The following is an 11074-nucleotide window of genomic DNA, read 5'->3' on the forward strand; positions in this document are numbered from 1 at the left end:
CTACTCCACCACCCTGACGCCCATGGAGCGGGCAGAGCCTGCGATCGTCCGGACGGCCTGCTCGAGGTTGTCCGTGTTCATGTCCTTGAGCTTCAGCTGCGCGATGTCGCGAAGCTGCGCCATCGTGATCTGGCCTACAGAGTCCCGCCCGGGAGCTTTCGAGCCTGAGCCGGGCTTGCCAGTCTCCTTCAGTCCGATCGCCTTCTTGATCAAGAAGGTCGCCGGAGGGGTCCGCATCTCGAAGCTGAAGGAGCGGTCGGAATAGACCGTGATCTTCACCGGAATCGGTGTACCCTGCTCCATGTCCTTCGTCTTGGCGTTGAAGGACTTGCAGAATTCCATGATGTTGACGCCGCGCTGACCAAGCGCGGGCCCGATGGGCGGAGAGGGGTTCGCCGCCCCCGCCGGCACCTGCAGGTTTATGTAGCCGTCAATTTTCTTTGCCATCGTATCCCCTAATTTCTCAAAGAAGCTTGCGCTTCCTCAGGGTTAGCGGTCTGCGGAGCTTGGCTGCGCCGGCTCCTCCCGCGGTTTCAAGCGAAGGGGCACTAAGGCTCCCCCCGCTTCCGACCGGCGCGTCATCCGCGCCGGAAGCTCTCCGGTCTTTTGCGACCGGACCTAGGCCGTCACCTTCTCGACCTGCCCGAATTCAAGCTCGACCGGCGTCTTGCGCCCGAAGATCGATACGCCAACCTTGAGGCGCGCACGCTCGCCGTCGACCTCCTCCACCTCGCCCTGGAAGGATGCGAACGGACCGTCAACGACCTTCACCTGCTCGCCCACCTCGTAGATGATCGACGGCTTCGGACGCTCGACGCCTTCCTTCACCTGGTTGAGGATGCGGGCGGCTTCGTCGTCTGAAATTGGAATCGGCTTGTTGTCGGCCCCCAGGAACCCGGTCACTTTCGGGGTGTTCCTGATGAGGACGAAGCCGGGATCCGTCATTTCCATTTTGACGAGCACGTAGCCGGGCAGGAACTTGCGCTCGGCCTGCACCTTACGGCCGCGCTTCACTTCGACCACTTCCTCGGTCGGGACCACCACATCCTCGAAAAGATGCTCGAGCCCCGCCGAGCGGGCGCGCTCCTTTATGGAATCCGCCACCTTGCGCTCGAAGTTGGTGTAGGCGTGAACGATGTACCAGCGCTTGGCCATTCTCAGATCGTCTCTCGTGTCCTGTCTTCGCGGGAGGTCCCCGCGAGCCGACTCACGGCGCTCAAGCGCCTATTCCAAGCACCCAATTAACCACCCAGCCGAGCAGCAGGTCGGTAAAAAGGAAGAAGCCCGCGGCAAGCGCCACCATGACGAGGACCATGATTGTGGTGATCCACACTTCCTTCCTCGTCGGCCAGGTGACCTTCGAAACCTCCTGCCGCACCTCTTGAACGAATCCAAACGGATTGAACTTCGACATCAAAACCGCTTCCGGAGCGCCATGCGACAAAAAGACGCGCCCCGGCGGGGTGCATCCCAAAAAGCTGGATCAGGCGCCCTCTTCACTGATCCCGCTCAACAAACCTCGTGGCAGGGGTGGAGGGTCTCGAACCCCCAGCCTTCGGTTTTGGAGACCGACGCTCTGCCAATTGAGCTACACCCCTATTTCGCACGGCTGGTGCGCGCCGCGTCGGCGCGAAAGGCGCACATGCCTCATGCGGGGGCGGCATCCTTAGCCGAACTTTTGGTGTTTGTCACCGCCTGAAGGCGACTTTCTTGCAACATGCATCTGCAAACGGGGCTAATCCAGCGTTTCCCACAGCGGCGGGGGCCGCGACAGCCCCATCTGAGTCCACACTCAAGCATCGCTCCGCCCGATCAGGCGTCACTCCGCGCGATCGATCTTCTCGACGACCACGGCCGTGCCGTAGGCAAGCACCTCGGTGACGGCCGAGGCAATCTCGTTGGCATCGTAGCGCATGGCCAGCACGGCGTTGGCGCCGACTGCCTCGGCTTGCCGAATCAGAAGCTCGAAGGCCTCCCGCCGGGTTTCCTCGGCAAGCCTCGTATAGACGGAAATGGTGCCGCCAAACAGGATCTGGATCGCGGCACCGACGTTGCCCACGATACTGCGGGAACGGACCGTAAGCCCGCGCACGACACCCAAATGCTTCACGACCCTATAGCCCGCGAGCTCATTGGTGGTCGTTACGAGCATGCCCCGTCTCCCGTAATCACGGCGGATGGCGACGCGATCAGGCGAGCGTTGGAGCGGGTGATGGGAATCGAACCCACGTATTCAGCTTGGAAGGCTGCTGCTCTACCATTGAGCTACACCCGCAAAACGCCAATAGAGACGGATCGCACAATGGCGCGCGAGCCGCTCTGATAGACGGTTTGAACGGCCCTGTGAAGAGGGCGGCCTTTCTGCGGCTCTTAAGATGCCTAGCAGCCAGGCCTCTCCTTCCGAACCGCACGGCCGATGCCGGGGCCGGCCACCACCTCTTGCCATAGATCGTCCATGGAGAACGCCACGTCACGCTGGAGCTTTTCCCAAGGAGCAGGATGAGCAGACCTTTAGAACCAACTTAAACCTTTGATGACCACCGAACTTCATGGAGGCGGGCCGTTAACTCAATTATCACCACCAGTGAGAAATATTGTTTATTAAAGAGAAATCACGTGCGGTGACCTGCCCGCTGCAACACCTTTAACCATCGAAATCAGCCTCGCTCAACCCACCTTGGACTTCCTTATTGCGTGCTTTTTGGCTTGAATTGGTGTTTATTGGTTTCGACGGTTCATCTCGTGAACAAAACCGCGGGCCACGAGGGAGATTCCGATGACTGAAACCACGCGCCTCTGGGCGGCGGCGATGATCGCGGGCTTTCGCGCCATGGGAGCGGCCCAGTATGCGGAGGCCGCGAGGCACTGGCTTTCGGCGCGGACAGCCCTCGGCGATGTTTCAGCCGGGGATCCACGAAAGGCGGCAACCGAGACCAACGCCGGCGTGGCACATGCTCTTTTGGGAGACGCCGCCGAAGCCTCCGCAGCGTTGGCCAACGCGGAGCAGCGCTGGATGACCCTCCTCGGCCGTGTTCAATCTGCGGACGTCCCGGTCGCCGTCGGAAGCTCGTCGTTTCATTTCAGGCTCGCCGCCGAAAACACCGAAGCCTTCCAGAGCATGCAACGCAAGCGCCTGACGCGCCAATGCGAGGCCGGGCTCGCCATCACGCGCTTCAACCGCCTGGCGGCGGGGAGCAGCAGCGCGGCCGCCGGAGACGGCGTCGCCCTCACGCTCGCGTCCCTGCTTTCCGAGATCCTGGGCTCCTATTCGCCTGAGGTTAAACTTCTCCGGACCTCAACCCTTGGGGAGGAGGCCGCGCCCGACAACCGGCCTTATGCCGAAAAGGCGGCCCAGCTTGAATCCCGGTTGCGGGACATGCCCGATCGCAACGATGGCGAGGGGTGGGATCTTCTTGAGGGCGCCGTCGCCTTCACCGCGCTCATGCGGCTTGGACTTTGCGACGATCCCACAGCGGTGCGCACCACCAAAGCCGAGAGCCCGTTCGCGTCATGCACGCTCCCCTCCTTCTAAAGGCGCCCGCATGAGCCAGACCGTCGACAACGATGCGCCGCCGTGGGTCAAAGATCCGTCCCGTCATCCACTCATCACGCCGCAGGCGAAGCAGATCGCGATCCGGATTTTCGATCGGATCAGCTCGGACGCTTATCCTTTCGGAACCCGCATTCCCGCCGAGCGCGATCTTGCAGCCGAATTTCGGGAGACGCGTGCCACCATCCGGCAGGCGCTCGAATTCCTGGCCATCTACGACGTCGTCTCGCGGCGGGCTGGGAGCGGCACCTTCGTCTCGCACCGTGCCGCGGCGGTGCCGAAGCAGCGCGAGAGCGGGCACTTCGGACAACTCAGCGCCCAGCAGCTCGCCGAGACCGCTTCGCCCTTCGCGATGAACATCGCCGAGTCCGTCCTGCTGCCGGAAATGGTGCGTCTTGCTACGATCTATATGTCGACGCGCGATCTGTCCGAGCTCGGCCACCAGCTTGACCAGATCGAGCGCATTGTCACCGAGTCCGACCACTTCGCCTCGCTCGAGGACGATTTCATGATGCTGATCGCACGGGGCACCCACAATTCGCTGATCACGGCGATGTTCGCGATCCTGCACGAGGTGCGCCGCCAGCCGCAGTGGGCCGCGAGCCGCCGGCAGATGCTCACGCCTTCAAAAATCCGCAGCATTCAGCTCCTGCTGCGCTCGCTCTACGAAGCCGTCTCGCGCCGCGACGTGGAGACCGCGGTCGAATTGATCAAGCTGCACGTGGCGAGCACGCACGAGGACATGATTTACGAATCCTGACGAGAAGGACCATCTCCGGCGTACGAACCGGCGCTCACAGAGAGGCTCCGAGTTGCTCGCGCTGGTCCCACATCAGGCCCAGAGAGCGCATGTGCCGGATCAGGAGCGGCTTGTGGCTCTTCCACCAGTCGATGATCGAGCAGAACTCCTGAATGCGGGCGCGACCGCCCACGATGGTCACGACGGGCCAGTCGCCGACGAGCGCGTTGTCGATGCCGAACAGATCCTTGCCCCACCACACCGCCTCGCCGAACGCATGATGGCCGATGCCGCCGACCTTCATCAGCGCGAGGACGGAGAGCGGCTCGAATGTGCGTGCGCGCTGGACCGCAGATTTCCAGAGTTCCAACGTCGAGGCGTACTCCCATGAGACCGCGCTCCACGTGCCGGGGAAACGACGGCAGAAGTCCTCGTAGAACGCGTTGGGAGCTTCGAAGGCGATCTGAGGATCGTTCAGGCGCGGATCATCGAAATCAGGAAACTGGAAGACAAATCCTTCCATGAACTCGGGGCTCGTGTGCCGGATCAGCTCCTGGTAGTTGTCGCACGTGCACGACAGGAGCTGCCCCTTGAAGCCACGCTTGAAGGCTTCGATCGTCAACGCGTGCACGAATGGCTGATAGGCCGTGTCCCAGCAGAGAATGTCCGGCCCGCCGGCCATCAGCTTCTCGACGATCGGCGCGAAATCCTCGGTCTCGGGCTCGAAGACGTGCTCGGCGATAAGCTCGATGCCCGCGGCCTCGAATGCGGCGCGATAGGTGGCGATCGAGGGCAGCCCGAGAAGATCCCGCTGTGCGCACATGGCCGCCGTCTTGAGATGCGGCTTGTTGCGCCTCAGCCAATCGACACCAGTCACATTGTAGATGGGATGCACCTCGCTCGGGGCCACCAGGGTCGGCGCGTCGGGCGAGAGATCGCTCGGGAGCAGCGTCGCGACGAGCATCCGCTGCTGGCTCACCAGCGTGCGGACCTCCGGCGAGAAGTCGTTGCCCCCGATCATCAGGATCAGCTTCACACCGTCCTCGAGGATGAGCTTCTTCGCCCCCCGGAGCGCCTGCTCGGGCTGATACATGGTGTCGTATTCGACGAGTTCCACCTGGTATTTGCGATTTCCGACCTTGATGCCGCCGGCCGCATTCACCCGATCGATCCAGATCTTGCAACCGTTGAGGCCAGGAGCGGCCCAGGCCTGGACCGGCCCGGTCAGGGGCGCGAGAAAGCCGATCTTGAGCCCCTTCGTGGCGCCAAGCGCGAAGTCGCGCATGGCGATGCCGAGCGCTGAGGCAACCGGACTTTTGGCGCGAGAGACCATGAGCTGGCGTCACCAGGTTCTTCGTTGAGGCGAGCGTGCGGCACGCGCCGTGGCGAGGAGAGTGTCCCCGTACTGCGCGCGAGCGTATCTGAATGCGAAAGCGAATGGATGCCAGTCCGTACCGGACCGTGACCCGAACCCCTTCTTCGCATGCTAACTCCGGCTCCTGCGACTTGGAAGGGCCGCTCTGAGCACCTGCGATATGCGGCCCGCCACCCCTGCGCCCCACGATCTTCACCATGTGTCATGGCTCGTCAGACGGGGCATGGTGAGTGAGATATTATGCTTGGAAAAGGGGTTTCCCAAAGCGCGGACAAGACGTTGCTACGAGCATGGCCCGGCGCTGCTTGTTCGATTGTCCGAGTTGCGGCCGCCGGATGCAGCCGGTTTCCGACAGGGTGTTTGCAGGGTTTCGATGACGAAAATCGCTGGCAGGACCATTTCGTGCGCTCTCATCGGCGATGAGTCACTTCTCGTACAATGCGGAGAGGCGCTGCGCGAGCGCGGGCACGAGATCGTCGCCGTGATCACGGAAGCGGACGCGGTCGCCTCCTGGGCCGCCGGGCACGCCATTCCGGTGCTACCAGCCGCCGTGGATCTCGAAGGGGCAACCGCCGCCTACAGCTACGACTGGCTCTTCAGCATCGCGAATCTTAGGAAGGTGCCGGACCGTGTCTGGAAGCGGGCACGCGAGGGAGCCGCAAACTTTCACGACGGCCCCCTCCCCCGCTATGCCGGCCTCAACACACCGGCCTGGGCCATCCTGGCCGGGGAGACGAGCTACGGCGTCACGTGGCATGCACTCTCGGAACGCATCGACGAAGGTGAGATCTACATCGCCAGCGCCCTCGAAATCAGCGACGACGATACGGCGCTCAGCCTCAATACCAAATGCTTCGCCGCCGGCATCGCATCGTTCTCGAACCTCATGGACAAGATCGAGAACGGCAGCCTGGTCGGCCAACCGCAATCCCGCGAGGGGCGCACCTACTTTGCGAAGCATGCGAGGCCGGAGGCTGCAGCGGCGATCGATTTCACGCGGCCCGCCGCCGAGATCGATCGCCTCGCGCGGGGGCTCTCGTTTGGCGAGCGCTACGCGAACCCGCTGGCGCTTCCCAAGCTGCGCACATCTGCAGGCGCTTTCGCCGTATCGCACCTTGAGATCGAGGCCCAGGACAGCGCACCGCCAGCTGGAACCGTCATCTCCGCCGACGACACGACGGCGCTGATCGCGACGAGCGACGGAGCCGTCCGCGTCTCCTCGCTGCGCGATGCCAACGGCCTGCCGGTGGCGCCGAACCGCGTGCTCTCGAAGGGAGACGTGCTGCCCACACTCGACAGCGCCGAAGCCGGGCGCTTGACGGCGCTCGCGATAGAGCTAGCCAAAGACGAAAGCTATTTTCTCGCCAGGCTCAAAGATGCACGTGCGCCGGACGTCGCCGGGCTGCTACCAGCCGGCGACGGCGGACCGACACATGTCACGCGCTCGATACCGCGGCCGGAGGCATGGGACGCAGATACCACCGCTGCGGCGATTGCCTGCGTCTTCGCGCGCACGGGTAACCAGCCCCGGTTCGCCCTCGCCTTTGCGGACGATCGGCTCGCGGCCGACAGCGCAGAGTTTGCGGGTTATCTCGCACCGACCGTGCCGTTGACCTTCGACATCGACGCCGGCACCACGGTCGCCTCGCTCGAGGCTCAGGTGGCGACCGCGCTTTCCGAGATACGCGCACGGCGCGGCCTCGCGGGAGATCTCGTGAGCCGTATGCCGCAGCTCGCCCCTTACGCGAACGGTATCGCGCTTCGCATCACCGATCAGCCGAACGAGGCGCCAGCTATTGAGGGCAGCGCGCTCACGCTCGTCATCGCGCATCACGGCGGAGACGTGCGCGCCATCGTGGATACGGCCCGCTTGCCGCAGAAGAACGCCGACGCGCTCGTGCGCCAGATGCAGGCCGTCTTCGAGGCGATGGCGAGTGGTGCCCGGCCCGAGAGGGTGGCGGATCTGCCGGTGATGTCGGCCGACGAGATCGCATCCCTCGTCGTCGAGCGGAACCGGACGGAGCGCGCCTACGATCGCAACGCGCTGGTGCATGGGCTGGTCGAGGCGCAGGCCCGGCGCACACCGGACGCGACAGCGCTGATCGCCCACGGCGAGACGCTCACCTACCGCGAGCTCGACGAGCGCGCGAGCCGCGTCGCCGCGACGCTCATCCAGCTCGGGGTTGGCTCCGACACGCTGGTCGGCATCTACATCGGGCGCTCGTTCGAACTGGTAATCGGCGCCCTCGCTGTTCTCAAGGCCGGCGGCGCCTATCTGCCGCTCGATCCGACGTACCCCAAGGATCGCGTCGCGCTCATGGTCGAAGACAGCGGGCTTTCGATCATCCTGACGGACGATAACCTCGCACCGCCCACGGCTGGCGGCGATGTGCGCGTGCTTACCGTTTCCGACGCCATGGCCGGGAGGATGGATGCAACGGCGCCTCGGGCGGCCACAGCTCCGCCGACACCGAGCAGCCTCGCCTATGTCATCTACACGTCGGGCTCTACCGGCCGGCCCAAGGGCGTCATGGTCGAGCACCGTAATGTCATCAACTTCTTCGCCGGCATGGACGATCGCATCCCGCGGCCGGAAACGGGCCAACCCGTGTGGCTCGCCGTCACCAGTCTGTCGTTCGATATCTCCGTGCTGGAACTGTTCTGGACGCTGGCCAAAGGCTTTGCGGTCGTCATCCACGATAGCCGCCAGCATGCAGCCGCCGCGCCGAAGCGCCGTCGCACGGGACGCGCCCAGTCGCTCGACTTCAGCCTCTACTACTGGGGCAACGACGACGGCGCGGGACCACGCAAGTATCAGCTCCTGCTCGACGGCGCGCGTTATGCGGATGCGCACGGTTTCCGCGCCGTGTGGACGCCGGAACGGCATTTCCATGCCTTCGGCGGGCCGTATCCCAATCCGTCCGTCACCGGGGCTGCGGTGGCTGCCGTCACGCACAACCTCGAGATCCGCGCGGGAAGCTGCGTTCTGCCGCTGCATCATCCCGCACGCGTCGCCGAGGAATGGGCGGTCATCGACAACATCAGCAACGGGCGGGCGGGCATCGCGTTCGCCTCCGGCTGGATGCCCGAAGATTTCCTGCTGCGCCCGGAGAACGCGCCCCCCGACAACAAGGCGGCGATGCTGCGCGATATCGACGTCGTGCGCCGTCTGTGGCGGGGCGAAGCGGTGCCGTTCACGGCGCCTGACGGCAAGCAGGTGGACGTCATTACCCAGCCGCGACCGGTGAGCCGCGAGTTGCCGGTGTGGGTCACCACGGCCGGAAACCCGGACACCTATCGTGAGGCGGCGCGGATCGGCGCCAACGTGCTGACGCACCTGCTCGGGCAATCGATCGACGAAGTGGCGGAGAAGATCCGCATCTACCGTGAGACGCTCGCCGAGGTGGGACGCAATCCGGCCGACTATACCGTCACGCTCATGCTGCATACGCTGATCGGCAAGGATCGCGAGGAAGTGCGCGAGGCGGCGCGCGGACCGATGACGGCGTATCTCCGGAGCGCGGCAGCCCTCATCAAGCAGTACGCCTGGGCGTTCCCCGCATTCAAGAAGCCGGTGGGCGTGACGCAGCCGATGGACATCGATCTGCAGACGCTGGCGCCCGATGAAGTGGACGCCATCATTGAATTCGCGTTCCTCCGCTATTTCGACGAGAGCGGGCTCTTCGGCACGGTGGATGACGCGCTCGCGCGGGCCGAGCAGCTCAAGGCCATCGGCGTCGACGAGGTGGCCTGTCTCGTCGATTTCGGCGTGCCGACAGAGGACGCGCTCGCAGCCCTCGAGCCGCTGGCGGAAGTGGTGGCCGCCGTCCGCGCCGACACAGGTGACACTTTCCAAGACGCCGGAGATAGCGGCAGCCTGGCCGCGCTCATCGAGCGCTACGGCGTCACGCACCTGCAGTGCACGCCCTCCATGGCGGCGATGGCGCTGATGATCGCCGAGGATCGCGAAGCATTACGGACGATCCGCCATCTCTTCATCGGCGGAGAGGCTTTGCAGCCGGCGCTTCTCAACGAGCTCAAGATGGCGACCGACGCCACGATCGAGAACATGTACGGGCCGACAGAGACCACGATCTGGTCTTCGACGGGACCGGCGTTGGCTGGCGGCGAGGGCGCCGCGCCGCTTGGCGCGCCGATCGCCAACACGCAGCTCTATATCCTCGACGACATGCAGCGCCTCGTACCGCCGGGAACGCCGGGCGAGCTCTATATCGGCGGCGATGGCGTCGCGCGCGGCTATCTCGGACGCGAGGACCTGACACGGGAGCGTTTCCTTGCCGATCCCTTCGTTGCGGGCGGGCGCATGTATCGCACCGGAGACCTCGTCTGCATCGGCGAAGACGGCGCGCTCAACTTCCTCGGTCGCGCGGATCATCAAGTGAAGGTGCGCGGGCATCGGATCGAGCTCGGCGAGATCGAAGCGCGCATCGGCCTGCATCCAGCCGTCGCGGAAGCCGTGGTCATGGCGCGGGAGGACGAGCCGAACGACGTACGCATCGTCGCGTATGTCCGCTACAAGGGCGAGCCCGCAGCGGAGGCCGACCTCAAGGCGCACGTGCTGAGCGCGCTGCCCGACTTCATGGTGCCGGCACATTTCGTTACCATGCCGTCGTTCCCGCTCACGCCCAACGCAAAGGTGGACCGCAAGGCTCTGCCGCGTCCGGAGGAAGCGCGACGCACCAAGGCCGAAACGGCCTACGCCGCGCCGTCGAACGATCTCCAGATGACACTTTCGGATACGTTCCAGAAGCTGCTCGGTGCCAAGCGCGTCGGCGCTTTCGACAACTTCTTCAACCTCGGCGGCCATTCGCTGCTGGCCGTGCAGCTCCACCGCGAGCTCAAGGCCAACGTATCGCCAGAGCTCACCATCACCGACATCTATCGCTTCCCGACGGTGGCGGGGCTCGCCGCGCATATCCAGGATCGCGGCCAGGCGAGCAAGCATCTCAGCCAAGCGGCCGCGCGCGCGGCGGCACGGCGGCAGGCGATGCTTGGGAGACGCGCGACACTGGCGCGATCTTGAGAAAGTAGGCCAGCCTGGAGCGGTTCTGGCTTCGGGCGCGCCCTGCCCCTGTCTCGTGCTTGGAAGCTTGCGTGGGTCCCGGCCTTCGCCGGGATGACGTTGGAGGTGAGGCGAGCGCTCGCACAACGCCGCGTCATGCGGGCTTCAGGATGCCGTGATGTGTCTCGTGCGCTGAAGACCGGCGTAGGCGACGGGGCTTGCCTCCGTTCGCGGCCGCACTCAAGACTTCTCATCAGGCGCTTGAGACCTGCACGGCTTCATCAAGCTTTTTGTTTGTTCGGCTTCGCCATGACCGTCCCACTTTTCCGGAAGCGCTTTTTGGGAGCGTGCTTCTTATCGGAAAACCGGTACCCACTTTTCCGGAAG

Annotated in this window: 8 protein-coding genes and 2 tRNA genes; 3 read left to right on the forward strand and 7 right to left on the reverse strand. The window is 64.4% G+C overall.

Features of this window, described 5'->3' with window-relative positions:
• From rplK to V7P99_RS00680, 6 genes are all read right to left on the reverse strand, one after another.
• Window positions 1–447, reverse strand: a complete 447-nt coding sequence (gene rplK / locus V7P99_RS00655) for a 50S ribosomal protein L11 (RefSeq protein WP_333792884.1) — start codon at window positions 445–447, stop codon at window positions 1–3.
• 171 nt (window positions 448–618) lie between these two features.
• Window positions 619–1155 carry a transcription termination/antitermination protein NusG gene (gene nusG / locus V7P99_RS00660; protein WP_333792885.1) on the reverse strand — a complete coding sequence of 179 codons (537 nt, stop codon included), beginning with the start codon at window positions 1153–1155 and terminating at the stop codon, window positions 619–621.
• A gap of 61 nt (window positions 1156–1216) precedes the next feature.
• The gene (gene secE / locus V7P99_RS00665; protein WP_333792886.1) at window positions 1217–1417 is read right to left on the reverse strand and encodes a preprotein translocase subunit SecE; all 201 of its coding nucleotides are present in this window, start codon (window positions 1415–1417) and stop codon (window positions 1217–1219) included.
• Between the two features lie 105 nt (window positions 1418–1522).
• Window positions 1523–1598: transfer RNA gene (locus V7P99_RS00670), tRNA-Trp, on the reverse strand.
• Between the two features lie 221 nt (window positions 1599–1819).
• Window positions 1820–2152 carry a YbjQ family protein gene (locus V7P99_RS00675; RefSeq protein WP_333792887.1) on the reverse strand — a complete coding sequence of 111 codons (333 nt, stop codon included), beginning with the start codon at window positions 2150–2152 and terminating at the stop codon, window positions 1820–1822.
• 49 nt (window positions 2153–2201) lie between these two features.
• Window positions 2202–2275: transfer RNA gene (locus tag V7P99_RS00680), tRNA-Gly, on the reverse strand.
• 501 nt (window positions 2276–2776) lie between these two features.
• On the opposite strand from V7P99_RS00680, the gene V7P99_RS00685 reads away from it, so the two are divergent.
• Entirely contained in the window at window positions 2777–3532 is a 756-nt protein-coding gene (locus V7P99_RS00685) for a hypothetical protein (RefSeq protein WP_333792888.1), read from the forward strand.
• A gap of 10 nt (window positions 3533–3542) precedes the next feature.
• Window positions 3543–4310 carry a FadR/GntR family transcriptional regulator gene (locus V7P99_RS00690; RefSeq protein WP_333792889.1) on the forward strand — a complete coding sequence of 256 codons (768 nt, stop codon included), beginning with the start codon at window positions 3543–3545 and terminating at the stop codon, window positions 4308–4310.
• Window positions 4311–4344: 34 nt separating this feature from the next.
• Here V7P99_RS00690 and V7P99_RS00695 read toward each other — a convergent pair whose 3' ends face one another.
• The gene (locus tag V7P99_RS00695) at window positions 4345–5622 is read right to left on the reverse strand and encodes an ABC transporter substrate-binding protein (RefSeq protein WP_333792890.1); all 1278 of its coding nucleotides are present in this window, start codon (window positions 5620–5622) and stop codon (window positions 4345–4347) included.
• A gap of 415 nt (window positions 5623–6037) precedes the next feature.
• Here V7P99_RS00695 and V7P99_RS00700 point away from each other — a divergent pair, with 415 nt between their 5' ends.
• Window positions 6038–10708: a MupA/Atu3671 family FMN-dependent luciferase-like monooxygenase gene (locus tag V7P99_RS00700; RefSeq protein WP_333792891.1), complete on the forward strand. Its 4671-nt coding sequence runs from the start codon at window positions 6038–6040 to the stop codon at window positions 10706–10708.
• The last annotated feature ends 366 nt before the right edge of the window (window positions 10709–11074 follow it).

The sequence above is a fragment of the Hyphomicrobium sp. genome (genome assembly GCF_036780825.1).
In the GTDB taxonomy this organism is placed as follows: Bacteria; Pseudomonadota; Alphaproteobacteria; order Rhizobiales; family Hyphomicrobiaceae; genus Hyphomicrobium_C.